The 23321-nt window shown below is 71.4% G+C and carries 20 protein-coding genes and 1 pseudogene; 16 read left to right on the top strand and 5 right to left on the bottom strand.

Annotated features, from left to right (window positions below; genetic code table 11):
* Positions 1-481: 481 nt before the first annotated feature.
* Positions 482-2716, top strand: a complete 2235-nt coding sequence (locus OHA30_RS15830) for a glycosyl hydrolase family 18 protein (protein WP_328917876.1) — start codon at positions 482-484, stop codon at positions 2714-2716.
* 108 nt (positions 2717-2824) lie between these two features.
* Here the strand turns inward: OHA30_RS15830 and OHA30_RS15825 are convergent, their stop codons facing one another.
* On the bottom strand, positions 2825-3574 hold the full coding sequence (locus tag OHA30_RS15825) for a DUF4232 domain-containing protein (protein ID WP_328914483.1): 750 nt from the start codon (positions 3572-3574) through the stop codon (positions 2825-2827).
* Positions 3575-3743: 169 nt separating this feature from the next.
* On the opposite strand from OHA30_RS15825, the gene OHA30_RS15820 reads away from it, so the two are divergent.
* From OHA30_RS15820 to OHA30_RS15810, 3 genes are all read left to right on the top strand, one after another.
* Positions 3744-5285, top strand: a complete 1542-nt coding sequence (locus tag OHA30_RS15820; RefSeq protein ID WP_328914482.1) for a helix-turn-helix domain-containing protein — start codon at positions 3744-3746, stop codon at positions 5283-5285.
* Between the two features lie 567 nt (positions 5286-5852).
* Positions 5853-6542 (top strand): polyprenyl diphosphate synthase, encoded by a 690-nt coding sequence (uppS, locus tag OHA30_RS15815; protein WP_405786095.1) that lies wholly within the window; start codon positions 5853-5855, stop codon positions 6540-6542.
* Between the two features lie 173 nt (positions 6543-6715).
* Positions 6716-8125, top strand: coding sequence for an oxygenase MpaB family protein (locus OHA30_RS15810; protein ID WP_328917875.1), 1410 nt, complete (start codon positions 6716-6718; stop codon positions 8123-8125).
* Between the two features lie 47 nt (positions 8126-8172).
* Here OHA30_RS15810 and OHA30_RS15805 read toward each other — a convergent pair whose 3' ends face one another.
* Complete coding sequence (locus OHA30_RS15805; RefSeq protein ID WP_328914480.1) at positions 8173-9201, bottom strand: aldo/keto reductase; 1029 nt, start codon at positions 9199-9201, stop codon at positions 8173-8175.
* 120 nt (positions 9202-9321) lie between these two features.
* Between OHA30_RS15805 and OHA30_RS15800 the strand changes: the two genes are divergently transcribed.
* The 11 genes and pseudogenes from OHA30_RS15800 to OHA30_RS15750 form a co-directional block, all read left to right on the top strand.
* Entirely contained in the window at positions 9322-9948 is a 627-nt protein-coding gene (locus OHA30_RS15800) for a TetR/AcrR family transcriptional regulator (protein ID WP_328914479.1), read from the top strand.
* Positions 9949-10756: 808 nt separating this feature from the next.
* Positions 10757-11737: a 2-oxoglutarate and iron-dependent oxygenase domain-containing protein gene (locus OHA30_RS15795; RefSeq protein ID WP_328914478.1), complete on the top strand. Its 981-nt coding sequence runs from the start codon at positions 10757-10759 to the stop codon at positions 11735-11737.
* A 182-nt stretch (positions 11738-11919) separates the two neighbouring features.
* Positions 11920-12675, top strand: coding sequence for a class I SAM-dependent methyltransferase (locus OHA30_RS15790; protein WP_328914477.1), 756 nt, complete (start codon positions 11920-11922; stop codon positions 12673-12675).
* Positions 12672-13982, top strand: a complete 1311-nt coding sequence (locus OHA30_RS15785) for an ATP-grasp domain-containing protein (protein WP_328914476.1) — start codon at positions 12672-12674, stop codon at positions 13980-13982. Before OHA30_RS15790 ends, OHA30_RS15785 begins: the two co-directional genes overlap by 4 nt.
* Positions 13979-14677 carry a 7-cyano-7-deazaguanine synthase gene (locus OHA30_RS15780; RefSeq protein WP_328914475.1) on the top strand — a complete coding sequence of 233 codons (699 nt, stop codon included), beginning with the start codon at positions 13979-13981 and terminating at the stop codon, positions 14675-14677. Before OHA30_RS15785 ends, OHA30_RS15780 begins: the two co-directional genes overlap by 4 nt.
* A gap of 19 nt (positions 14678-14696) precedes the next feature.
* Entirely contained in the window at positions 14697-15059 is a 363-nt protein-coding gene (locus OHA30_RS15775; RefSeq protein ID WP_328914474.1) for a 6-pyruvoyl trahydropterin synthase family protein, read from the top strand.
* A gap of 277 nt (positions 15060-15336) precedes the next feature.
* Positions 15337-15966, top strand: a complete 630-nt coding sequence (locus tag OHA30_RS15770) for a 7-carboxy-7-deazaguanine synthase QueE (RefSeq protein ID WP_328914473.1) — start codon at positions 15337-15339, stop codon at positions 15964-15966.
* Complete coding sequence (gene folE / locus OHA30_RS15765; RefSeq protein ID WP_328914472.1) at positions 15967-16566, top strand: GTP cyclohydrolase I; 600 nt, start codon at positions 15967-15969, stop codon at positions 16564-16566.
* A gap of 238 nt (positions 16567-16804) precedes the next feature.
* Complete coding sequence (gene ectB / locus OHA30_RS15760; RefSeq protein WP_328914471.1) at positions 16805-18256, top strand: diaminobutyrate--2-oxoglutarate transaminase; 1452 nt, start codon at positions 16805-16807, stop codon at positions 18254-18256.
* Positions 18257-18297: 41 nt separating this feature from the next.
* Entirely contained in the window at positions 18298-19716 is a 1419-nt protein-coding gene (locus OHA30_RS15755; RefSeq protein WP_328914470.1) for an MFS transporter, read from the top strand.
* 129 nt (positions 19717-19845) lie between these two features.
* Positions 19846-19950: pseudogene (locus tag OHA30_RS15750) on the top strand (RNA polymerase subunit sigma-24); the annotation flags it as partial.
* Positions 19951-19997: 47 nt separating this feature from the next.
* On the opposite strand, the gene OHA30_RS15745 reads toward OHA30_RS15750, so the two are convergent.
* Both OHA30_RS15745 and OHA30_RS15740 read right to left on the bottom strand, forming a co-directional pair.
* Positions 19998-20369, bottom strand: coding sequence for an ArsR/SmtB family transcription factor (locus OHA30_RS15745; protein ID WP_328914469.1), 372 nt, complete (start codon positions 20367-20369; stop codon positions 19998-20000).
* Positions 20366-20833 carry an SRPBCC domain-containing protein gene (locus OHA30_RS15740; protein WP_328914468.1) on the bottom strand — a complete coding sequence of 156 codons (468 nt, stop codon included), beginning with the start codon at positions 20831-20833 and terminating at the stop codon, positions 20366-20368. The genes OHA30_RS15745 and OHA30_RS15740 overlap by 4 nt, the downstream gene beginning before the upstream one ends.
* A 303-nt stretch (positions 20834-21136) precedes the next feature.
* Between OHA30_RS15740 and OHA30_RS15735 the strand changes: the two genes are divergently transcribed.
* Positions 21137-22618: an MFS transporter gene (locus OHA30_RS15735; RefSeq protein WP_328914467.1), complete on the top strand. Its 1482-nt coding sequence runs from the start codon at positions 21137-21139 to the stop codon at positions 22616-22618.
* 164 nt (positions 22619-22782) lie between these two features.
* Here the strand turns inward: OHA30_RS15735 and OHA30_RS15730 are convergent, their stop codons facing one another.
* Complete coding sequence (locus OHA30_RS15730) at positions 22783-23112, bottom strand: hypothetical protein (protein ID WP_328914466.1); 330 nt, start codon at positions 23110-23112, stop codon at positions 22783-22785.
* Positions 23113-23321: the final 209 nt, after the last annotated feature.

Here is a 23321-nt window from a genome sequence, read left to right as displayed (position 1 = left end):
GCTCGACCGGGTGCGGTGATCCGTTCCGTGGGTGGCGGGTGGCGGGTGGCGGGTGGCGGGCGGCGAGTGGTGGGCGAGGCCGTACGTACGCGGGTGCGGCGGCTCGCCTTGACGGGGTCGGCGGGATCACGGGAAGGTAAAATTCCCGAAATTGGTCTAGTCCTCTTCTAGCAGCGGCAACGCCGTCGGAGTCGGCCGCTCCAAGCGAATTGGTATAGTCCAATCTTTGACAGGTGCATTGTCATGCAAGGGGGCTCTCCGCTGTCCTGAGAGCGCGGTAAACGACAGCGCAGAGGCGTCCGGTGCCCTGGGCAGTACGACACACCTCTGCGATCCACGGCCCGGCGACGGGCCGTGTCGGCATCCCCCCACATCAAGGAGAGACGTGTCCAGAGGACTCAGATCCCCACAACCGCCCCGGCCCCCGCGGTCCTTGGCCCACGTGCGCAAGCGGCTCGCCGCCGGACTGGCGACGATCGCCATGGCGCTGGCCGGTCTCACCGGCCTGGGCGCCCACGCCGCCCAGGCCGCCGGGCCGCTCACCGCGCAGTTCAGCAGCACCGGCAGCGGCTCGTCCTGGTCCGGCACCTACGTCGTCAAGAACGGGACCTCCAGCGCCGTCAACGGGTGGACCCTGGAGTTCGACCTCCCGGCCGGCGTCACGATCACCAGCGAGATGTACGGCACCAGTACGGTCAGCGGCTCGCACGTCGTCGTCTCGCCCGCCTACTACAACTCCACGGTCGCGGCGAACGGGTCCACGTACCCGTACAGCTACACCTTCCAGGCCTCCGGCCCGCAGACCGCGCCGACCGGCTGTCTGATCAACGGCGACAAGTGCGACGGCAGCCCCGCCGTACCGCCCAACGCGCCCACCGGAGTCACGGTCGCCGACGCCACCGCCCACACGGTGACCCTGTCCTGGACCGCAGCCGCCAAGGGCGACTTCCCCGTCGCCTCCTACGACGTGCTGCGCGGCGGCAGCGTGGTGACCTCCAGCGCCACCACCTCGGCCACCGTCCAGGACCTGTCCCCGGCGACGTCCTACCAGTTCACGGTCCGGGCCAAGGACACCCGCGGCAACCTCGGGCCGGCCAGTGGCCCCGTCACCGCGACGACCTTCGACCCGGCGACCGACACCGTCCCGCCGACCGCGCCGGGCAATCTGCGGGCCGGCACCGTCACTTCCAGCACCGTGCAGCTCTCCTGGGACGCGGCCACCGACAACAACCGCGTGGCCGCCTACGACGTCTACCGGGGCACCGCGCTCGTGACGTCCCTCCCGGCCGACACCCGTACGACCACGGTCTCCGGCCTGGCCCCCGCCACCGCCTACTCCTTCACCGTCAAGGCCCGTGACCTCGCCGACAACCCCTCGCCGGCCAGTAACGCGGTCTCCGTCACCACCAAGGACCCGGTGGCCGACGGCGGTTACGCCAAGGTGGGGTACTTCGTGCAGTGGGGCATCTACGGCCGCCAGTACTTCGTCAAGAACCTCGACACCTCGGGCGCCGCGGCCAAGCTGGACGTCATCAACTACGCGTTCGGCAACATCGACCCGGTCAACCTCACCTGCCTCAACGGCGTGACCAAGGGCACCACCGCGGACCCGGAGGACCCCAACCAGGGCGACGGCGCCGGTGACGCCGAGGCCGACTACGGCCGGGCCTTCCCCGCCTCCCAGTCGGTCAACGGCCAGGCCGACGACGGCTGGGGCAAGCTGCGCGGCAACTTCAACCAGCTCAAGGAGCTGAAGGCCAAGTACCCGAAGCTCAAGGTCGTGATGTCGCTGGGCGGTTGGACGTACTCCAAGTACTTCTCCAACGTGGCCGCCACCGACGCCTCCCGCAAGAAGTTCGTCAGCTCCTGCATCGACATGTACATCAAGGGCAACCTGCCCGCGTACGAGGGCGGGGGCGGCCCGGGTGTCGCCGCCGGCATCTTCGACGGCTTCGACATCGACTGGGAGTGGGCCGGCTCGCCCGACGGCCACCCCGGCAACCACTGGAGCACGTCGGACAAGGCCAACCTCACCGCGCTGCTCGCCGAGTTCCGCACCCAGCTCGACGCGCTCGGCGGCGACCACAAGCTGCTCACCGCCTTCACCCCCGGCGACCCCAACAAGATCGCCGCCGGGTGGGACCTGCCGCAGGTCTCGAAGTCCCTGGACATCGAGAACGTCCAGGGCTACGACTTCCACGGCTCGGGCAGCGACAACTCCTGGGAGCCCAACCGCACGGGCGACCAGTCCAACCTCTACCCCGACGCCCAGTCGCCGTACCCGAACGACTTCAGCATCGACGGCGCCGTGCAGGCCTACCTCGACGCCGGAGTGAGCCCGCGCAAGCTCACCATCGGCTTCCCGTTCTACGGCCGGGGCTGGCAACAGGTGGCCGACGGCGGTGCGCACGGCGAGTGGCAGAGCGCCAACGGCGCCGCGCCGGGCCAGTTCGCGGAGGAAGCGGGGACCCGGGGGTACAGCAACCTCATCTCCAGCGTGCCCAACCTCACCATCTACCACGACGAGCAGTCCGTCTCCACCTACGGCTACACCGGAGCGAACGGCCAGTGGTGGTCCTTCGACGACGCCTGGTCCATCGGCAAGAAGGCGGCGTACATCAAGTCCAAGCATCTGCTCGGCGCGATGATCTGGGAGATGTCCGGGGACACGGCCAACGGGTCGCTGCTCACGGCTCTCAACACCGGCCTCCAGTAACCGGGTTACCGTCGGCCCGCGTCGACCCGATGTGACGCGTCACCGGCTGTGAGGCCCCGCCCCGCCCGCGCATCCCGCGCGGGCGGGGCGGACACCGTACGGGCCGGGTCAGGTCTGGGTGTCCGCCGAGTCCATGGAGGCGACCGCGTCCGCGACCGTGGCGCGGTAGAGGCCCAGCTTCGGCTTGAGGACATGGGCGCCGGAGCCGAGCGGGAAGTTGAGCGTGTCGGCGTTGGGCATGTGGTCCCCGTCGGCGAGGACGTCCAGCTCGTCGATTCCCTTGACGGTACCGGTGGTCGCGCCGCTGGGGTCGAGGTTGACCACCGCGTAGGCGGTCCGCCCGGCGTACACCGGGTACGCGGGGGCACCCCCGAGGCCACTCGGGACCAGCGGCCGCACGGCGTGGCTGAAGTCCGCGGCGTGCGAGTCGGCCAGGTAGATCCGCGGGTAGTAGCTCAGGCCGCAGGAGGACGCGCCGACGTTGCGCACTTCGATCACCCGCTGGGTGGGCGCCGCGGCCCGGGTGACCACGTGCACGGACAACTGCCCGCTGGAGCAGGGGTGCTTGTAGGCGTAGCTGTCACTGGTGGCGTTGTCGCCGCCCCCGCTCTTGGCGGCCGGTCCGCTGCTGCCCGAGGCGGCGCTCTCCGTACCGCTCCCGCCCGCCGACGCCGGAGCGGACGGCGTGGAGACCGGCGCCGCGCTGCCCGCGGGGGCCACGGGGACCGACGAGGAGGAGGCCGGCCGCGAGGGCGCCGATTCGCTCACCGGGGTGGTGGACCCGGCCTGGCACGCGGTGAGGGCGACGGCGCCGAGCACGAGGACGGCGGTGGAGGACAGAGCGGATTTCACGGACATGGTGGTCATCCTTCACGGTGAGCGGTTGGGATGCCATCACCCTGGGCCGTGTCCTGTCCCGGATGCCACAGTCTTGCCACAGTAGGGGACGCTGGAACGATTCCACCCACTCTGAGCTGCGATGATGGCATCTCCTGGAATGTCTGCCCGGAACGAGGGGGAGGGTGGAATGACCACGCACATCGAGGATTTCGCGCGCGAACTGCGCGGGCTCAAGGAACGGTCGGGGCGCAGCTACGGCGTGCTGGCCACCCGGCTGCACGTCAGCACCTCGACGCTGCACCGTTACTGCAACGGCGCGGCGGTGCCCGGCGACTACGCCCCGGTGGAGCGCTTCGCGCGGCAGTGCGGCGCGACGCGGGAGGAGCTGGTGGGGCTGCATCGGCTCTGGCTGCTGGCGGACGCCGCTCGGCGGCGGGAGCCGCATCGCGGGGCGGCGAGGGGGTCGGGCGGGGCGGGTACGCCGGGCGCGGCGGTCGACGCTCGCGCTTCCGGTGGCGAGGGTTCGTCGGCTGACGTTGGTGCGGACGGTGGGCCGGGCGGCGCGGATGGTGCGGGGACTACGGACACTCCGGGCGGCGCGGGTCCGGGAGGGTCCGCCGCGCCGGGGGCGAGCGCTCCTGAGACGGCGGCCCCTGAGACGTCGGCCCAGGAGACAGCGGCCTCGGCGAAGGACGTTCCGCGAGTGGACGTTCGGCAGGGGGACGTTCCGCCGACGGGCGTTCCGGAGACGCGCGCCCCGGCGGCCGAGGCGCCGCAGGGAGAGATCCCGGCGGTGTCGCTCGCGCCGACGCCCGAGGCCGACGGTGAACGGCCCGCGCGTCGCCCGCGCCGGACCAAGGTCGTACTGGGAGCCGTCGCCGTCATCGCCGCCGTGCTTCCGCTGGTGCTGCACAACACCGGCCGCGAGGCCGACGACACGCGAGCCTCCGCGCCCGGCCCGCGCGTGACGGCCGGCGCGGGGGCGACGGCACCGACGAGCGCGTCCGCGCCTCCCCCTGCTTCCGCGTCGACATCGGCTGCGGCTGCGGCTACCGCTTCGGCGCCCGCGTCCGTTTCCCCTCGGACCACGCCGCCGCGGACCCCCGTGGACACGCGGCCACCCGTCCAGGTGACCGTACTGTCGAACAACTGGGACATCCAGTGCGGCCAGTGGTTCCTGCTCACGCGGCCACCGGGGAAGGTCCCGCCGCCACCGTCGTTGCAGGAGACGAACGCCTGGGCGGCCGCGCTCGGCGGCGTACCGGCCGGGGATCTGCGGTTGCAACTGACCGCGCAGGGCGTACCCGGCCGCCCGGTGGTGCTGCACGCCCTGTATGTGCGGGTCGTCAGCAGCGGCCCGGCCCCCAAGGGGAGGGGCTACACGCCCGCGTCCGGTTGCGGCGGCGGGATCGAGCCCGCGTCGTTCGACGTCGACCTCGACCCGGCCGTACCCCGCGCGCGTCCCCTGCCCGGCTCGGGGGAAGACCGGCCGGCCACCGTCACCGACTTCCCCTTCCAGGTCTCCGCCGCCGACCCGCAGGTCCTCGACGTGGACGCCCACACCGCGGACCACGACGTCAGCTGGTACCTGGAACTCGTCTGGAGCTGCGGCGACCGTCAGGGCACCCTCAAGGTCGACGACAACGGCCGGCCCTTCCGCACGGTGGGCCTGAAGGGCGCCCCCACCTACTTCTACGACGGCGAGAACTGGGCCCCGGCGATCTCGTAGAGCCCACGTAGAGCCTCGTAGAGGTGAGCCGTACGTCCACGGGCTCCCCACACGGCCGGCCCCAACGTACTGAAATCGTACCGACGTACTACGGGTGAATGTGGGCGGATCGCCACGTACCCGGGGCCGGGGAACGGCACTCTGCTGAGTGTGTGTCGAAGTGGCGCCTGCGGCGGCGGGCGCCTCGAACCGTCCGTGACGCGACCCGGTCCGCCGTTCGCGGGAACGGCACTCGCCCGCGGATTCGACCGGTTCGCGGTGGACGCGCGGCGCACGCGGAGGAGCCCGGACGCGGCAGGGCAGCGGCCGGGCTCCCCACGGCGGTGCCTCGCGGTGAGGAGGCGCCACGCGCGAGGGCGGAGCGGGGACTGTGCGGTGACGGCCGAGGGAGCACGCGTGACGGGTGAACGGGCCTCGGCCGAGCGGGCGTTGGCGGAAGGCGCCTCGGCTGTGCGGGCCGGTGGGGCTCCCGCTTCGTCGCCCACCTCGCCGTCGGCCTCGACGTACCCGGCACGTCCGGCCGGCGAGGACCGACGCGGGGCCGTACCGCGCCACGTCGCGTGCGTGATGGACGGGAACGGCCGGTGGGCGTCCCAGCGGTCCCTGCCGCGGACGTCGGGTCACCGGGCGGCGGAGACCACGGTGATCGACGTCATCGAGGCCGCGCGGACGGCGGGGGTGGGCTGGTTGAGCCTGTACGCGTTCTCCACCGAGAACTGGCGACGCCCGAGCGACGAGGTCGACTTCCTCATGCGGCTCGTGCGCCGGGTCGTACGCAAGCACGCTCCGCTGCTGCACGCGCGCGGCATCCGCTGCCGGTTTCTCGGTGTGGCGGACCCGAGGATTCCCGCGCCGCTGGCCCGGGACTTCGCCGACCTGATGACGCTGACCGAGGAGAACCGGGGCATGACCCTGACCGTGGCGTTCGACCACGGCGGACGCCGGGACATCGTCGAGGCGGCGAGGTCCCTGATCCGCAGCGGGGTGGCGGCCGAGGCCGTCGACGAGCGGCACTTCGCCGCTCATCTGCCCTTTCCCGACACCCCCGATGTGGACCTCGTCATCCGGACCTCCGGCGAGCAGCGCATCTCCAACTTCATGCTCTGGCAGGTGGCTTACGCCGAGTGGGTCTTCCCGCCGGTGCTCTGGCCCGACTTCCGCGCGCCGCACTTCCTGGAGTGCCTGCGCGGCTACCAGCAACGCGATCGCCGCTTCGGCGGCGTGACGCCGTACGCGATCGGAGAACAACACCCGTGACGGACACCGGCAACAGCCGCCCCAAGCGCACGCGTTCAGCAGCCGACGGTCACGAGGGCGGCGACGGCCCCGACCGTGCGTCCGCGAAGGAACGGCCGGGCGCGGAGGAACAGCCGGCCGCGAAGGAACGGCCGGCCGCCGAGGCACCCGCTTCCGAAGCGCGGCCCGGGTCCCTGTTCGGCCCCGACTCGCAGTTCCACCGGTTCTTCAACGATCCGCGCTGGGCCCTGGCGATGGTCAGGGCGACGGTACTCGAGGCCGCCCACCCGCAGATCGGCGCGGCGCTGATCGACAACTCGACCTTCGTGGCGCACCCTTGGCGACGGCTGCGCAACACCCTGCTGAGCCTGCAACGCATGTTCGGCGAGGACGACCACGTGCGGCAGCGGGAGGCGGCGCGGCTCAACCGTATGCACGCGCGGCTGAGCGGCACCGACGCGCGGCACCGGCCGTACGACGCGATGGACCCCCAGGTCCGCGCGTGGGTGGTCGCGACGCTGTTCGAGAGCTCGGTCACCATGTGCCGACTGAGCGGACAGCCGCTCGACCAGACCTCCCTGGAACGGCTGTACGCCGAATTCCGCGCCTTCCTCGCGGTGTTGGACGGCGGGGCCGGTCATCTGCCGCCCACCGTGCAGGAGTTCTGGCCGTACTACGACCGTGTGGTCGAGGAGGAGCTGGAGAACACCGAGGCGCTGCGCATCATCCTCTACAAGCTCTTCGACCACCTCCCGGCGCCGCCGCTGCTGGACGGCCTGCCCACCGTGTGGGCGGCCGGCCGCGCGCTCGCCGGCCCGCTCATCGGCACGATCACCGTGGCGTCCCTCCCCGAGCCCTTCCGTCGGCGGGCCTGCCTCCCCGAGATCCCCGGCGCCCAGACGCTGATGCAGAGCGCCTACATGGCCGCCGGTCTGGCCCGCTTCCTGCCCGACAACTGGCTCCAGACCGAGAGCATCACCAACCTGCTCTACCTCTCCCCGGACAGCGACGACCCCCAGGCCGCGACGCTCGCCGCGCTGCGCGGCCGGATGAAGCGGGCCGGCGCGCTGTTCCGGCTGGTCACGCCCTTTCCCGCGCAACGCGGTCCCGCCGAGGAGGGCGGGCAGCGGCGGAGCGCCGACGAGTTCTTCACGGCGGTGCTGGACCAGACCGGGGACGGCTATCTCGACTGGCCCGATCTCGCCGCCATGGCACGGGAGTTGTCCTCCCGCCTCGACCTGGACGAGCCGGAGGAGACCAGGCTCTACCAGGCGTACGCCGACTGGTGGCGCGAACTCCAGGCGGCCCTCGACGCCGACGGTGACGGCCGCGTCAGCAAGGAGGAGTACGCCGCCGCCGTCCCCTCCCTCGCCGGTCCCGCGCTGATCAGGGTCGCCGAGGTGCTTTTCGACGTCACCGACAAGGACGGCAACGGGTTCATCGACGCGGACGAGTACCGGGCGCTGTTCCGGACCGGCTTCCGGCGCACAGTGGCCGGCGCGGACCCGAGGTACACCCGCGGCGCCTTCGTGCGGGACTTCCTCTCCTTCATGTCGGCCCGCCACCACTCCACCCCCTACGACCCCCTCCTCACCCAGGCCTGACCCTTCCGCGGGCCTTTGGGAGGTGGGGTGTTGGGAGGCTGGGTAGGTCAGGAGGCGGGGCGGGATTCGGGGGTGCGGCGGCGCAGGTGGGGGTGCTCGATGGCCGGCGGGTCGTAGGCCATGTCCAGGGCTCCGATGTCCGTGCCGGGAGGCACCACCGCGTCGATCCGGTCCAGCACCTCGTCGCTCAGCTCGGTCGACGCCCCCGCGAGCAGGTCGTCGAGGTGGTCCCCCGTGCGAGGGCCGATGATCGCGGAGGTGACCCCGGGGTGGGCGATCGCGAAGGCCATGGCCAGGTGCGTCAGTGACATCCCGGCGTCCTCGGCGACCGGGATCAGCCGCTCGACCGCGTCGAGCCTGCGCTCGTCGCTCAGGTGCTTGAAGCCGTAGCTCGCCCGCAGGCTCTCGGTCGTCAGGCCTTTGCGGTAGCGGCCGGTGAGCAGGCCCTGCGCGAGCGGGCTCCAGACCAGGGCGCCGATGCCGTAGCGCTCGCAGACGGGCAGTACCTCGCGCTCGATCCCCCGGTTGAGGATCGAGTACGGCGGCTGCTCGGTGCGGAACCGCTCCAGGCCGCGCCGCTCGGCGACCCACTGCGCCTCGACGATGTCCGAGGCGGGAAACGTGGAGCTGCCGATGGCCCGGACCTTCCCCGCGCGTACGAGGTCGGTGAGCGCCGAGAGCGTCTCCTCCACGTCGGTGTCCGGCGCGGGCCGGTGGACCTGGAAGAGGTCGACGTGGTCGGTCCCCAGCCGGCGCAGGGAGTCCTCAAGCGCGCGGACCAGCCAGCGCCGCGAGTTGCCCTGCTGGTTGGGGTCGTCCCCCATCGGGAGGTGCGCCTTGGTGGCCAGTACGACATCGTCCCGGCGGCCCTTGAGCGCCTTTCCGACGATCTCCTCGGACTCGCCGCGCGAGTAGGCGTCGGCGGTGTCGACGAAGTTGACGCCCGCGTCCAGCGCCTTGTGGATGATCCGGACGGAGTCTTCGTGATCGGGGTTTCCGGCGGCGCCGAACATCATGGCGCCCAGGCAGTACGGGCTGACCTTGATGCCGGTCCGGCCCAGTGTGCGGTACTTCATGGATCTCCTTGTGCGTTGGCCCACGCCTGAGGCGGCGCGCTACGCTGCATAAACGGAACAGCGTTCAGCGTTCGGTCCAGACGATACGGAACAGCGTTCCGTTTAGCAACAGGGAGCACCGTGAGCGAGGACACGACCCGGGAAGCCGGCTCCGGCGCGTCCGAGGGGCAGCCCCACAAGCGCGTACGGGCCGACGCGCGACGCAACACCGACGCCCTGCTCGCGGCGGCCGCGGAAATCTTCGCCACCCAGGGCGTCGACGCACCCGTACGCCAGATCACCGCCAAGGCGGGCGTCGGGGCCGGCACCCTCTACCGCCACTTCCCGCTGCGTTCCGACCTCATCGCCGCGGTCTTCCGGCACGAGGTCGACGCCTGCGCCGACGCCGCGCCCTCCCTCGCGGCGCGGTACGAGCCGGTGGAAGCGCTCGCCCGGTGGCTCCAGCGCTTCGCCGTCTTCATCGCCACGAAGCGCGGACTCAGCGCGGCCCTCCACTCGGGGGACCCGGCGTACGACACCCTGCCCGGCTACTTCCAGCAGCGCTTCATACCCGTGCTCGGCGCGCTCCTCGACGCCGCGGCGCAGGCGGGCGGGATCCGCTCCGACATCGACCCCGACGACCTGCTGCGCGCCACGGGCAATCTGACCCTGCCCGCCCAGGAGGACGGCAACGGTCATACGCGACGCATGGTCGGCCTGCTCGTCGACGGACTCCGTTACGGTGCCCCCGCCCGGGAAGCGCGCTGAGCGAGCGTTCAGGTGAACGCGGTGTCGGCGTACGGACTTTAGCGTGAAATAATTCCCGCATACGCCCCCGGCGGCGGTATGCTCATACGCTCGTGGCCGTATTTCCCGCCTGCTCGACATCACGGAGTGACGGAAACGTTCCACCGGTTGAAAAAGGCCCGGTGGAATTCTCCGTGGAGATGTAAAGTTTACGGTTGGATCATCGGATAATGATCGTTATGTACGCCGGTGATAAACAGCGCGAACGGGGGGATCGTGCGGCCGGCCGCGCGCCTCGCGTCTCACGCGGAATGCGCCGTTGACAGAGGTCAGGGCAGCGGCTGAGACTGGCCGGGTGGGTGATCGTGTGCCCGAGCCGATTTCTTCGGGGAGTCCCGAAGGGATTTGGCCGGGAATTCTCGAAAGCCCGCCGATCGGCCGTGAATCGGCAGGCAAAAGAGGGGCGTTTCGGCGACATCGTGCCGCCGGCCCCGCCTGACGTCCGACCGAATTCCAGCGCACCGAAACGCCTTTCCGTACGGCCGGTGAATGCGCACTCCGACCGTACGTGGGCCCGACGATTCCCGGGCAGCGGCGGCACCCCTCCGCCCGTTGCACGTCCCCCCGATTTCCCGGCCGATCAGCCTTTCCGGGACGGGACAGGACGGACCGGACGGACATGGTCCGCCGCCGCGACGCCCGTACCCCACCGCTCGCCGATTCCGCGTGCCCGCGTCCCCTCTCCTCTCCCGCCCGCACACCCCAGCCGTACAGGTACCGAACACCCCCGGTCGCCACAAGCCCGGGCCGCTTCAAGGAGCGTCCAGAGATGAGCACCCAGATCCCCACCGTCGACCTGAAGGAATGGCAGAGCGCGGGACCCGACCGGCTCGACGAGATCGCGTCGGACGTGGACCTGGCCCTGCGACAGACCGGCATGTTCCTGCTGACCGGCCATGACGTACCGCGGGCGAGCGGCGAGGACTTCCGCGACGCGGGGCTGTCGTTCTTCCGGCTGCCCCGCGAGACCAAGCTCCGCTACGAGATCCAGGGGCAGTACGACAACGGCTGGCGCGAGGTGCACCGCAACGTCGGGATTCCCGACGCCGCCGGCGACGACAGCGCCGCCGACCTGCACGAGTCCTTCTACGTGGGCCCCACACACCGCACCGGTGACCCCCACGTCGACGGCCTGTTCTACCCGGCCAACCGCTGGCCCGACGAACTGCCGCGGCTCCGGGACGCGGCCGATGTCTACACCGCCCACATGGTGCGGGTGGCCGCGCAGGTCAACGGACTGATGGCCGATGTGCTCCGGCTCCCCCGGGATTTCTTCAACTCCCTTTCCCGGAAGGCGACGTGGACGCAGAACGTCAGCTGGTACCCGTCGCTGTCCCGGCTGGGCCAGGTCAGCACCGGCCGCATGCGCAACGCGCCGCACACCGACCTGGGCACCTTCACCCTGCTCAACCGCCAGCCCGGAAAGGGCGGTCTGGAGGCGTGGAACGAGGCGAACGGCTGGTTCCCCCCGGCCTACGACCAGGACTCCGACACCCTGATCGTCATCCTCGGCGACCTGATGGAGCTGTGGACGGACGGCCGTTGGCGGGCACTGCGGCACCGGGTGCCGGCCCCCGGCCCCGAGGCCGCCGACGAGGAACAGGTCTCCCTGGTGTTCTTCTTCGAGGCCGACCCGCTGGCCCTGATCGAGCCGATGAACGTACCGGTCGGCGGCGGTCGCGGACTGGAGGCCGAGGTGGCGGGCGAGTCGATCCTCGGCAAGCTCGGGGTCCCGCTGACCCCGGCGTAAGGGCCGTTGCCGTGAGGGCCGCCGCCCTGCGCCGGCCCCCGGCGTGAGCGACGGCGTCCCGCGGACACCGGCCGACGAACCGCCGTCGCGCCGACCGCGCCCGACAACCGCCGCCCCCAGTCCGCCCGCAGCCCGCTCCCTTGCCGACAGCCCGACCCGGCCCGAGAAAGGCGACCGACGCCGTGACCAACCCCGCGTTCTACTCGAAGGTGGCCGGACAGTTCGGCGGCTACCCCGACTGGCCTCCCCGCGACACGCATTACCCCGAGGGCGACCCCGAGGAGTTCTTCGACACCGTGCTGACCGCACTCGGCGGCGGAGGGCGCCTGCTGGACGTCGGATGCGCCGACGGACGCAATCTGCTGGCGCTGGCCGACCGGTTCGCGCAGGTCCGCGGCATCGACATGTCGCCCGAGATGCTGGCGGCCGCCCGCCGCAACCAGCGCGAGGCCGGGCTCGACCACGTGGTCTTCGAGGTGGGCGACGCCGCGGCCACCCGGCTGCCCGACGGTTCGGTGGACGTGGTCTCCTCCCGGCGCGGACCGCTGTGCCCGGCCGAGTTCCACCGGGTGCTCGGCGAGCGGGGCGCGGTGGTGCATCTGGGCATCGGCGAGCAGGACGCAAGGGCCCTCAAGGAGACCTTCGGACGCGGGCAGAACTACGGCCGCTGGCACACGGTCCCGCCGGCCCAGGAGGGTCAAGTGCGGCTGGAGGAGGCCGGGTTCTGCGTCGAGCACCGCGCGTTCCGGTTCGACGAGCACTTCCACTCGGCGGACGACCTGCGCGGATTCCTGCGGAAGGTCCCGATCTTCGAGGACTTCGACCCGGTCGCCGACAAGGAACGGTTCGACGCCTACGTCGAGCGCGCGACCTCGGAACGCGGCGTCCACCTGGCCCGGCACTGGTTCGTGCTCGTCGCCCGGAAGGGGATCTCATGACCGGCCGAGGCCCGTACGACATCCTGGTGGTCAGCTCCTACAAGCCGCTGCCGGCCCCGCTGCTGGCGAGCGAACTCATCGGCCGGGTGTCGGTCGTCACCGAGCCCGAGTTCGCCGACTTCTACGGGCCCGCCGCGCAGGTGACGACCGTCGGCAGCGTCGACGACCTGACGGCCGTGCGCGACGCGGCACTCGGCATCTTCGCGGAGGGCCGGGTCGACGCCGTCCTGACCCCCACGGAGGCCGGCATCGCCGCCTCGGGACTGCTGCGCTCGCACTACGGCGTGCAGGGCATCGGGTACGAGACCGCCAACATCTGCTCCAACAAGTACGTGATGAAGCGGACGTTGGCGGCCGCCGGAGTGCCGGTCACCCCCTTCCGACCGGTGCACCGGCTGGCCGATGTCCCGGCCGCCGCGGCCGCGCTGGGCTGGCCGGTGGTGGTCAAACCCACCTTCGGCGGCGGGGCGTTCAACGTGGTCGAGCTCCACTCGCCGGGCGCCTTCGAGGAGTTCGCCGCCGAACGGCGCTCGGCCGGTCTGCGCGGGCAACGGACACCGCTGCTGGTCGAGTCCCTGGTGGAGATGGAGGCGGAGTACCACTGCGACGCCGTGGTGCACGAGGGCGAGCCGCTGTTCGCCGCCGTCTCCCGCTACCACGGCCCGGTCCTGCGCAGTCTCGGCGGGCTGCTGGGGTCCTACCCGCTGCCCGACACGCATCCCGACCGGGAGACGGCGCTCGCCCTGCTCCGCGACGTGCTGAGCGCGGTCGGTCTGCGTTCGGGGGTCGCGCATGTGGAGATGTTCCGTACCGCGTCCGGGATGCTGGTCGGCGAGATCGCCTGCCGGCCGCCGGGCGGCGGACTGGTCGAGGGGCTCGCCGTCCAGTACGGGGTCGATCTGTGGCAGGCGTTCCTCGAAACCTCGCTGGGGCTGCCGCCGACCCTGCGCCCCCGGCACGCCGGACACATCGTGGCCAACTCCATGCTTCCGGCCAGGGCGGGGCGCATCACGGCGATCACCCCGGCCGAGAAGCTGGCGGCGGTGCCGGGGGTGCTCCGGGTCACCATGACCCGCGGCGTCGGCGACGTCGTCGACCCCGACCTCTACTCCACGTCGCACACCGGTGTGGTGCTCTTCGCGGCCGACGACGAGGACGAAGTCCCCGGTCGGCTGAAGGAGTTGGCGCGGCTGTACGAACTCGACGTGGCGCCGGTCCAGGGGCCGCGGGAGTTCGGCGTCGTGCCACTCGGCCCGGTACCTGCGGACGCCGCCGGCCACGACGCCCAGGTGGGGAGTGTCCGATGACCAAGATCGTCGCCGTTGTCTCCGGCGGAATCGACTCCGTGACGATGGCCCACCAACTGGCCGCCGAGGGACACCGGTTGCATGTCCTCGCCGTCGACTACGGGCAGCGCCACCGCAAGGAACTCGACTTCGCCCGCGCCACCGCCGAACGGCTCGGCTCCCCGTACGACGAGGTCGATCTGACCTCCGTGGGCCGCCTGTTGCGCGGTTCGTCCCTCACCGACCCCTCGGTGCCCGTCCCGGACGCGCACTCCGCCCCTGCCGGGCCCAACCCCAACATCGTGCCGAACCGCAACGCGCTCCTGCTGGCGGTGGCCTACTCGGTCGCCGTGGTCGAGCAGGCGCAGGCGGTGGCCTTCGGGGTGATGGCGGACGACGTGGGCCCCTCCGACACCTCAGTGGCGTTCCTGGAGGCATTCCTCGCCATGGAGCGGATCGCGACCCGGGGCCAGGCCCTGCCGGGACTGGATCTGCTCGCGCCGCTCATCACCCTCCACAAGCACGAAGTGATCCTGCGCGGAACGGAGTTGGGCGTTCCGTGGGGCGAGACCTGGACGTGTTTCCGCGGGGAGGAGCTCCACTGCGGGGTGTGCGCGGCGTGCGTCGAGCGGCGTACGGCGTTCACGGCCGCCGAGGTCGAGGACCCCACCGCGTACCGGAACAGCGAGAAGGACGTCCTGGAGCGGACGTTGTGAATCGGAAGGGACATCGCGCATGACAGTGCGGATCACCAAGCAGTTCGCCTTCTCGGCCAGCCACCGGCTGGAGGGCCTCGCCGAAGGACACCAGTGCGGACGCCTGCACGGCCACAACTACCTGGTCGAAGTGGAACTGGCCGCCGAGGTCGATCGGTTGACGCCGACCGGATTCGTCCGGGACTACGGCGAACTGGCGCCGTTCAAGGCGTGGATCGACACCACCGTGGACCACCAGCACCTCAACGACGTCGTCAAGGCCAATCCGACCGCGGAGAACCTGGCCAGGTGGATGTACGAGCTGTGGTCGGAGCAGTTCCCGGAGCTGTCCGCCGTCCGGATCTCCGAAACGCCGAAAACCTGGGCCGAGTTCCGGCCCTGAGACAACCCCGGGGCCGTGTGCTCGCGGGGCCTGACACCGGTCGGGTTTTACCTGCCCCGGGCCGACGGGCGCCCCGGCCCTACGGACCCGCGGGCCCGTAGGGGAACCCGGCCTCACGGGCTCGGCAGCAGCCGGGCCCGAACCGCACCCGCTCGCGCGGCGACCACATCGAGGAGGTGGTGCCAGTGGATCCGCAGATCGTCGTCAACGAAGTCTTCGGCCCCACCATAGGGCCGTTCAGGGAGAAGGCCGTTCACTCGGCCGGCGGTGCGCCTTTGTGCGCCTGGGGGGCTGCAATCTGACCTGTCGCTGGTGCGACACCCCCTACACCTGGGACTGGCGGGGGACGAGCGACGCGGGGATCGCCTACGACCCCCGCAAGGAGCTGCACCCGCGTTCCATCGCCTCCGTCGCCGACGAGGTGTCCGGGCTCGGCGTGGACCTCGTGGTGATCTCCGGCGGCGAACCGCTCGGCCAGCAGTTCCGACTGGTCCCGCTGGTCGAACGGCTCACCAAGCGCGGCATGGAAGTCGAGATCGAGACCAACGGCACTCACGCCCCCCACCAGGCACTGGTGGCGGCGGGCGTCCGGTTCAACGTCTCGCCGAAGCTGGCCCATTCGGGCGTCCACACCGACCGGCGGATCAGGCCGGACGCGCTGCGGAGTCTGGTCGGCACCCCCGGCACCGCCTTCAAGTTCGTCTGCCGCGACCTCGCCGACCTGGACGAAGTCGGCGACCTCGTACGGCGCTTCGCCATCGACCCGGTGTGGATCATGCCGGAGGGCCAGAGCGCGGAACACGTCAACGCACATGTGCAGAACCTTGTGGCCGCGGTGATCGAGCGCGGCTGGAATCTCACCACCCGACTGCACATCTTGATCTGGGGACAGGAAAGAGGCGTCTGAGTGAGCACAGATGTGGAAACCGAGTCCGTCACCGCCACGCTGGACATCCAACGCGTACGGGACCCCGATCCGCTGGTCGACCTCGCCGTCAGGCTGTTGAAGGAGATCGGGGAGGACCCGAGCCGCGACGGACTCCAGGAGACGCCGGAGCGATTCGCCCGCTGGTGGCGGGAGTTCACCGACTACAACCCCGGTACCGTGTCCACCCTGTTCGAGACGACCAGGACCGGTCAGCTGGTGCTCGTCTCGGGCATCGAGGTCTGGTCCATCTGCGAGCACCACCTGCTGCCGTTCAACTGCTCGATCAGCGTCGCCTACCGCTCCACCGAACGGCTGCTCGGGCTCTCGAAGTTCGCCCGTATCGCCCACCAGCACGCCCACCGGCTGCAACTCCAGGAGCGGCTGGTCGCCGACATCGCCGCCGACATCATCCGTATCACCGGCAGCGAGGACGTCGCCGTGGTCGGCCACGGCGAACACCTGTGCATGACGATGCGCGGCATCAAGACCAGCGCCCGGATGACCTCCACCTCCATCCACGGCGACTTCGGCCGGGCCGGGCCGGCCCGTGACGAGCTGCTGACCTTCCTCCACACCTGACCGGGCTCCGGGGCGGACGGCACATCCCGGCCGCCCCGGGACCCGTACCCCGCCCTCCACCGGCGCCGTACCCCGCCCTCCATCGGCGCGTACCCCGCCCGCCCTGGGCGCCGCCGTATCCGCCGTACCCCGCCCGTCCGCCCTGGGCGCACCTCCCGTTCGCCCCGGGCGGCATACTCCGCCTGTCCACCCCGGGCGCCACGCCCGCAGCCACCCACCTCCATGAACGGACCTCCCGATGGCCATGTCCGATGCCTTGGAATCAGAGGTACGCAGCTACTGCCGGTCCTGGCCGGTGGTCTTCGACCGCGCCGCGGGCAGTCGCCTGTACGCCCGGGACGGGACACCGTACCTGGACTTCTTCGCCGGTGCCGGAGCGCTCAACTACGGTCACAACAACCCGGTGTTGAAGGCGGCGTTGTTCGACTACCTCAACCGGGACGGCGTCGTCCACGCGCTCGACATGTTCACCGTGGCCAAGTCCGAATTCCTCGAAGCGCTGGCCGACGTGGTCCTGACGCCACGTCATCTCGACTACAAGGTCGTCTTTCCCGGCCCCGGCGGCGCCAACGCGGTCGAGGCCGCGCTGAAGTTGGCCCGACTGGTGACCGGACGGCACTCGGTCGTCAGCTTCACCAACTCCTTCCACGGCATGACGCTCGGCGCGCTCGCGGTGAGCGGCAACGCGTCCAAGCGAGCCGCCGCCGGTGTGCCGCTCACCCATGTCACCACGCTCCCGTACGACGGCTATCCGGGCGGCGGCGACGCCCCCGCGCTGCTGGAGCGGCTGCTGACCGATCCGGGCAGCGGGTACGACCTGCCGGCCGCCGTCATCGTCGAGACCGTGCAGGGCGAAGGCGGCCTCCACGCGGCGAGCGGCGCGTGGCTGCGCGCGCTGGCCGAGGTGTGCCGCCGGCTGGACGTACTGCTGGTGGTGGACGACGTGCAGATGGGCTGCGGGCGCACCGGAGCCTTCTTCAGCTTCGAGGACGCGGGCATCACCCCCGACATCGTCTGCCTGTCGAAGTCGATCGGCGGATACGGGCTGCCAATGGCGCTCACCCTGATCCGGCCGGACCTTGACGTGTGGCGGCCGGGCCAGCACAACGGCACGTTCCGCGGCGTCAGCCCGTCCTTCGTCACCGGGGCCGAGGCCCTGCGGACGTACTGGGCGGACGGCGATCTGGAGAAGTCGGTACGGGCCAAGGGGGAGCGGCTGCGGGCCGTGCTCGGCGAGGTCGCGCGGGAGTTCCCCGAGGCGGGGGCCGAGGTGCGGGGGCGGGGGATGGCCGTGGGGCTGCGCTTCGGCGCGGCCGGGGGAGGCGGTCCCACCGCGGCGCAACTGATCTGCGCCGCCGCCTTCGAGCGCGGGCTGCTCGTGGAGACCTCCGGGGCGGCCGACGACGTCGTCAAGCTGCTGCCCCCGCTCACGGTCGGCGAGGACGAGTTGGACGAGGGGCTGGAGATCGTCACCGCCGCGGTGCGGGCCGTGCTCACCAGGGTGTCGGAGCGGCCGCCGGTGGTGCCGGCGGCGGGTCGGCCGGGCGCGGGTCGGCCGGACGCGGATCGCTCCGATGCGGGCCGGTCCGATCCGGGCCGTCCCGGAGCGGATGGGACCGCATCGGATGGAAACGCGGCGGGTGGGACCGGCGCGGTTCGGCCCGGTGCGGGGGAGAGGACACCGGTGTGACTCTGGGCGGGTCGGCCCGGAGCGAGGGGGAGGAAGGCGGTGTGGCCCTGACCGGGCCGGCCACCCGCCGATCGACTCTGCGCGAACGTCTTGGGCTGCCCCGTACCCGGGGCGCCGGCCCGCTGCTGACGGCTGCCCTGGTGGACAGCCTGGGGACCGGGCTCTTCCTGCCGTACGCGCTGCTGTACTTCCTCGACACCACCAGGGTGCCGCTGCCCACGATCGGACTCGCGCTGTCCGGGGCCGCGGCCCTCGCGCTGCCGTGCTCCGCGCTGTTCGGTCCGCTGGTCGACCGCTTCGGCGCCCGGAGTTCGGTGGTGCTGGCGAACGTCGCCCAGGCGGCCGGCTTCATCGGCTACCTCGGGGCGGGCTGCGCGGGGCAGATCGTGGCCTACGGGTTCCTCGTCAACGCGGGCCAGAATCTGTTCTGGACGGCGAACGGGGTGATGGTCGCGCTGGTCGCGGAACCGGAGGACCGGGTGCGGTGGTTCAGTTTGCTGCGGGTGGTGCGCAACCTGGGCACCGGAGTGGGCGCGCTGCTGGCGACGTCGGTCGTGGCGGGTGCGGGGTCGGTCGGCGGGCGGGCGGTGGTGGCGGTCAACGCGGGCAGTTTTCTGCTGGCGGCCGCGGTGCTCGCGCGTCTGCGGCCGGGGGAGTCGCCGCCCGGGGCGGTGCCGGCCGACGTGTCCGCCCACGTATCCGTTGACGTATCCGTTGATGTGCCGGCCGCCGCACCCGCTTCTCCCGTGTCCGCTGTCGTGCCCGCGCAGGTCCGTGAGCGGCGGAGCCTTGGCGTCCGGGAGCCGCGGCGTCCCGGCTACCGCGAGGTCCTGGCGGACCGCCGATTCACGGCACTCAACGCCACCACGGTGATATTCGGACTGTGCCTGCTGGGACTTCCGCTGATCCTGGTGCTCTACGTCACCAGGACACTCGGCCAGCCCACCTGGGTGGCGGGGGCGCTGCTCGCGGGAAACACCGCGCTGATCGTGACCCTCCAGACACCGGTCACCGAGGCGCTGCGCCCGTTGCGCGGCACCCGTCTGCTGCGGCTGGCGTCCGTGCTGTTCGGGGCCTCCTTCGCGCTGCTGTGGGCGGCGCACGCGAGCGGCACCCGGTGGATCGTGCTCTGCCTGGTCACCGGTGTGGCCTGCTACACCGCCGCCGAGATCATCGCGTCCCCCGTCCTGACCGATCTGGTGGCCACGCTGGCGCCGACGGGCCTGCGGGGGCGGTACTTCGCGCTCAGCCAGATCTGCTGGAGCCTGGCCGCGGTGCTGGGCCCCAGCGTCTTCACCCGCCTGATGAACATCGGAACGGTCCCGCTGTGGGGCACCCTGCTGGTGGTGTCGGTCGGCGCGTTCGTCCTGGTCGCCGGCATCGAGGCCGCCCCCGGCACCTCCCCCACCCCCACGGAGGCCCCTCCCCCGACGCCGGCCCCCGACCCCTCCCACCCCTGACCCCCGTCCCGTCCCGACCCGCTCAGCGGAACCGTCGGCCCGCCGAAACGGCCCCCCGAAACGGCCCCCCGCCGCTGGAACGGAGTTCGGCTCACCCCCTGTGCCGTCGGCACTGAGCACCCCGGGCCTGTGCGCGCGGTGTTCGTTCTGGCGTACGACGAGATCGCCGAGGCCGTCGACGAGAGCCCGGCCGCGGTCCGCCGGATCACCCTCCGGGCACGGGCCCACGTGGCCTTCCCACCGTCCCCTGTGGCCTACGGATCAGTGTCAGTCGCTGATCTTCACGTCGTGCGGCTCGGTGCGTCCTTCCCGGGCTCGTCGTTCGCGTCCTTGCCGCGCTGGATCGTCTCGGCGATGCGCTTGATGCGCCGGAGGCGGGAGTCCCAGGCGGCGCCGACGTCGGCGAGCTGGGCTGTCGCGCGGGCGAGTTGGGCCTGATCGACGCGGAACTGCCGCTCGCGGCCGACGGTGGTGGCACGTACCAGGCCGACCCGGTCGAGGACGGTGAGGTGCTTGGCCACCGCCTGACGGGTCACCGGCAGATGCTCGCTGAGGCTGGTCGCCGTACCGCTGCCTTCGCTCAGCAGCAGGTCGAGCATCCGGCGCCGCGTCGGGTCGCCGACCGCCGACCAGAGGTCGTCGTCGACTGTCACCGTCGTACGTCCGCTCCGACCTTCGCGGCGTACGTCTCCAGCCGCGCCAGGTAGAAGTCCCAACCGGTGGTGTGATCGCCGTACTCGGCGGCGACCTTCGCCTCGTCCCAGCCGCGCTCGCGGAAGCCGCTCTCGGTCATGCGCAGGAGCGTCCCGTTCCCGGCGGGTTCGAGCGCGAAGACGACCAGGTTGGAGTTGCCTGGTGCGGCGGACTCCCCCTCCTCGTGGGTCCACCGGAAGGAGAACAGCCGCGGCGGTACGGCGTCGACGACCGTGAACTGCACCCAGGTGAGGCCCTGCGAGACGTCCCCGAAGCCGATCCGCCCCGCCCCGCCGGGCACGGCCGGGAACTCGACCTCGTCCGGCCACCACTCGCGCAGGTGCGCGGGGCTGCTGACCACGTCGAAGACGACCTCGGGTGAGGCGTCGATGTGGATCTCCCGCTCGATCGTTCCGAATTCCATGCTCTCCACCTTCTGCAACTTTTGGTTGCACCCCAACGTACTCGGCGCTCAGCTTGCATGCAACCTTTGGTTGCATAAACCTCCCGGCGCCGACGTCGGCCCTGCCCGGGGGCGGCGTCGGCGCCGGGTCCGGCCGTCCGACCTCGACCGACCTCCGGACAGGGGCAAGGAGCGGGTGGGGGTTCACCCGGGACGAGTGTCGATCGGGTGACTTCAGCGGCTGCGCCTGACGGGAGCGCGGCGGTCACGGTCCACGATGGGACGGAACGCCGCCTTTCCCACCTAACGAGGAGAAATCGACCGATGCGACAGGGCCCGCTGGCCGGACGTTATCCCGCGGTGGCGGCGATGGTCGTGTTCGCCCTGGTGCCTTACCTGGCCCTCTCGGCGGCTCTGGGGCCCATCACGCCGCTCGTCGCCGGGGATCTGCACATGAGCCCGCAGGCGATCAGCCTCACGACGGGCATGGCCAACGCCGGCTACGCGGTGGGAACGGTCCTGGCCGTGCAGTTCGCCCAACGGCTACCGCAACGGCGGATGCTGCTCGTCTACGGCATCCTGCTCGTGATCGGCTCGGTGCTCACCGCGGCGGCGACCGACTCCGCGATGTTCATCGTCGGCCACGTCCTACAGGGCCTGTGCACCAGCCTGCTGCTGATCGCGGCCGTACCGCCGCTGATCATCGGATATCCGGCGACCAGGCTGCGCACGACCGCCGTGATCATGAACGTGTGCATCTTCGGCGCCGTCGCGCTCGGTCCGGTGCTCGGCGGCGTCCAGGCCAACGCCCACGGCTGGCGGCCGCTGTTCTGGACCATCGCCGGAATCGCCGTGGCGGCGCTCGTACTGTCCGCCCTCACCTTCCAGGAGACCCCGCCGCTCAATCCGGACGCCCCCATCGACGTCATCGCGCTCGGGCTGGCCATCGTCGGGTGCGTGTCCGCGTTCTACGGCGCCTCGGAGCTGCTCACCCACCCCTTCGTCGCGGCCCCCACCTGCGGGCCGCTGATCGGCGGGCTGCTGCTGATCGTCACCCTCTTCGTCCACGAGTACACGACCAAGCGTCCGCTGCTGTGCGTGGGGAGCCTGTTCAGCACGCTTCCGGTCGCCGGCATCATCGCCGCCATCTGCGCGGCGGCCGCGTCGGTGTCGGCGATCTCACTGACCCAGGCCACGCTCGCGCACCGCGTCACGCCCCTGCACCTGGGGCTGCTCTATCTCCCCGAGTTCGGCGGCGCGGTGGTCGCCGCGGTCGTCTTCGGCACGGTCTTCCGCACCCACCTGCTGCACTACTTCGTCCTCGTCGGCCTGCTCCTCCTGAGCGTCGGCGTCGTGATCATGAACGGCGCCGCCCCGCCCACGTCCGCGCTCACCGCCGTGGGCTCGGGGCTGGTCGGCATCGGCGTCGGCGCCTCCGTCGTTCCGGCCCTGTTCATCGCGGGCTTCTCGCTGCGGTCCAGCAGTGTGCAGCGCGTGTTCGCGATCGTCGAACTCATGCGGGCGGTGGCGGCGTTCATGATCGCCCCGGTCCTGCTGTACGTCGCCGCCTCCGTCGGGAGAAACGCCGACTCGGGTACGAGGACGGCTCTGTGGATCTGCTTCGGGATCTCCCTCGCGGGCGCGGTGCTCGGCGTCGCGCTGTACGTACTCGGCCGGGTGCGCCCGCCGACTCCGTCGGTGGACGGATGGCTGACCGGCGACCGTACGGGATGGGACTCCCCGCCCCTCCTCGCCCGCTTCCCCCGCTTCGCGCGGAGCGGCGACCGCGACGACGACGCCTGCTAGTAGCGGTCGGCGGGCGTACGAACTGCTGCTCGGCGGTGCGGTTCGCCGATGGAACGACAGGTGTCCACAGGCCCGTCGAAAGGACCTGACAGGCGCCCCACGGGCGGACAGCCTCGGGAGCGGGCCGACGGTGTCCCTGGGCCTGGCAGCGTGCCGTTACGGGGTCAGTCGGCGGGCTTCGGGTCGATGCCCTGCGCGCGGGCGAGGGCGGACAGGACGTCCCCGATCGTGCCCAGCTGCCGGTCGATCGCGTCGAATCGCTCGTCGATGCTGCCGAGCCGCTCTTCGATCGTGTCGAGTCGCTGGGCGATCGTGCGGTCCCCCGTCGCGCCGATGGCGTCGCCGAGGGCGTCGATGTTCCCGAACGCGGTGCGCTGCTGTTCGCGTATGGTCGCCAGCTGCTCGCTGTGCTCGGCGAGGGTGCGGCCGGTGCGGAACGCCTGCGCCTCCAGGTCCCGCAGCCGTCCGTCGTACACCACTGTCTCGTTCGCCATGCCGCTCTCCCGCCCACCGGCCACCAGTGCCCCCACGTTACGCGAAACTACGCGCGTGCGAGGAGCAGTCCCGGTGCTCACCAGGTTGCCTCTTCCTGGCCGACCCGAACAGTGCGTAGTCCATGGAGCGGGTGCCGGGGCCCGGCGTCGTCATGGCCGCGCTGTGCCGGGCGCTGACCGACCCTTGGTCCGGTCACCCAGGCCACTCA

This window comes from Streptomyces sp. NBC_00223, assembly GCF_036199905.1.
Taxonomy (GTDB): domain Bacteria; phylum Actinomycetota; class Actinomycetes; order Streptomycetales; family Streptomycetaceae; genus Actinacidiphila.
The sequence above is the reverse complement of the archived record's forward strand: the minus strand, read 5'-3'. Positions and strand labels throughout refer to the sequence as shown.

Bases quoted from the DNA above. Each gene is read 5' to 3' on its own strand.
- OHA30_RS15830 (WP_328917876.1), top strand. From the start codon at position 482: ATGGCGCTGGCCGGTCTCACCGGCCTGGGCGCCCACGCCGCCCAGGCC.
- OHA30_RS15825 (WP_328914483.1), bottom strand. From the start codon at position 3,574: ATGTCCGTGAAATCCGCTCTGTCCTCCACCGCCGTCCTCGTGCTCGGC.
- OHA30_RS15820 (WP_328914482.1), top strand. From the start codon at position 3,744: ATGACCACGCACATCGAGGATTTCGCGCGCGAACTGCGCGGGCTCAAG.
- uppS (WP_405786095.1), top strand. From the start codon at position 5,853: ATGGACGGGAACGGCCGGTGGGCGTCCCAGCGGTCCCTGCCGCGGACG.
- OHA30_RS15805 (WP_328914480.1), bottom strand. From the start codon at position 9,201: ATGAAGTACCGCACACTGGGCCGGACCGGCATCAAGGTCAGCCCGTAC.
- OHA30_RS15795 (WP_328914478.1), top strand. From the start codon at position 10,757: ATGAGCACCCAGATCCCCACCGTCGACCTGAAGGAATGGCAGAGCGCG.
- OHA30_RS15785 (WP_328914476.1), top strand. From the start codon at position 12,672: ATGACCGGCCGAGGCCCGTACGACATCCTGGTGGTCAGCTCCTACAAG.
- OHA30_RS15780 (WP_328914475.1), top strand. From the start codon at position 13,979: ATGACCAAGATCGTCGCCGTTGTCTCCGGCGGAATCGACTCCGTGACG.
- OHA30_RS15775 (WP_328914474.1), top strand. From the start codon at position 14,697: ATGACAGTGCGGATCACCAAGCAGTTCGCCTTCTCGGCCAGCCACCGG.
- ectB (WP_328914471.1), top strand. From the start codon at position 16,805: ATGGCCATGTCCGATGCCTTGGAATCAGAGGTACGCAGCTACTGCCGG.
- OHA30_RS15740 (WP_328914468.1), bottom strand. From the start codon at position 20,833: ATGGAATTCGGAACGATCGAGCGGGAGATCCACATCGACGCCTCACCC.
- OHA30_RS15735 (WP_328914467.1), top strand. From the start codon at position 21,137: ATGCGACAGGGCCCGCTGGCCGGACGTTATCCCGCGGTGGCGGCGATG.
- OHA30_RS15730 (WP_328914466.1), bottom strand. From the start codon at position 23,112: ATGGCGAACGAGACAGTGGTGTACGACGGACGGCTGCGGGACCTGGAG.